This window comes from Candidatus Protofrankia californiensis (genome assembly GCF_900634765.1).
In the GTDB taxonomy this organism is placed as follows: Bacteria; Actinomycetota; Actinomycetes; order Frankiales; family Frankiaceae; genus Protofrankia; species Protofrankia californiensis.
Genome location: NZ_CAAAFT010000167.1, coordinates 6,814 through 7,770 on the forward strand (window position 1 = coordinate 6,814; position 957 = coordinate 7,770).

Below are 957 nucleotides of genomic sequence, written 5' to 3' on the forward strand. Positions count from 1 at the left end.
CGTTTCGCCAACGAACGCGTCCCCACCTCCCTGGGACGTCCCATTGCCACGACCGAGCGGATCCAGACCATCGCCGGCGAGATCGAGGCGCAGCTGGTCCAGGCCGAGGAGATCGCCTACGGCGTGGCCCGCCGCTTCGACGACGGTGACTCCAGCGCGTCGGAGCGCTTCGTCGTCGCCAAGCCGCTGGTCGTGCGGGCGGCTGTCGCAGCCGTGCAGACGGCGGTGGCGGCGATCGGCAACCCGGGCCTGACCAGGCACAACGCCCTCGAGCGGCACCTGCGTGACATCCACTGTGCTCGCGTCCATCCGCCGCAGGAGGACGCCGCCCTGCTGCTCGCCGGGCGCCGGACGCTCACGGCCGCGCGCTGTTAGAGCAACATCCAGGGCCACGTCAGCTCGACCGAGGCCCCGTCCGCAGGTGCCCTCAGAGCACCCGGCAGCAGCCCGGACCGCACCCGGCAGCAGCCACACCTGCACTCACAACCCGTGGCGTGCGGCCGCCACCACGAAACCGTTCCCTGTTCGACCGGTTCCGGAATTCCGGAATCCACCTGACCTGTTCACGGAAGACAACTCTGGGAGTCATATCCTGATGGCCGTATCGTGGCGTCGCCGAAGTGGCGAGGACACCGACAGAAATATCAGCGGCAGCGCCGACGGAAACAGCGCGGGCCGACGCGGCCCGCGCTGGCGGGCGGCGACCGTCTCCCTCCTCACCGTCGCCTTCCTGGCCGCCTGTGGGGGCGGGGACGGCGGGAGTGGTACGAACGCCGACAACGCGCAGCCCGTGCCGGGCGGCCGGCTGAAGATCGCCTTCTGGGCGGACTTCCAGGGCTGCATCGACCCCAACCAGGTGTACTGGATCGAAAGCCGCAGCATCGACCGCAACTTCGCCGACTCGCTGACCGACCAGGACCCCAGGACCGGTGAGATCGTCCCGTGGCTCGCCACGAG

General features: G+C 69.9%; 1 protein-coding gene and 1 pseudogene. Both read left to right on the forward strand.

Features of this window, described 5'->3' with window-relative positions; all coding sequences use genetic code 11:
* Positions 1 to 375 (forward strand): acyl-CoA dehydrogenase family protein (locus tag DD1DGNOD_RS29150; RefSeq protein WP_283234673.1); only part of this gene is annotated, 375 nt, incomplete at its 5' end.
* 220 nt (positions 376 to 595) lie between these two features.
* Positions 596 to 957 (forward strand): annotated as a pseudogene (locus DD1DGNOD_RS09410) (ABC transporter substrate-binding protein); the annotation flags it as partial.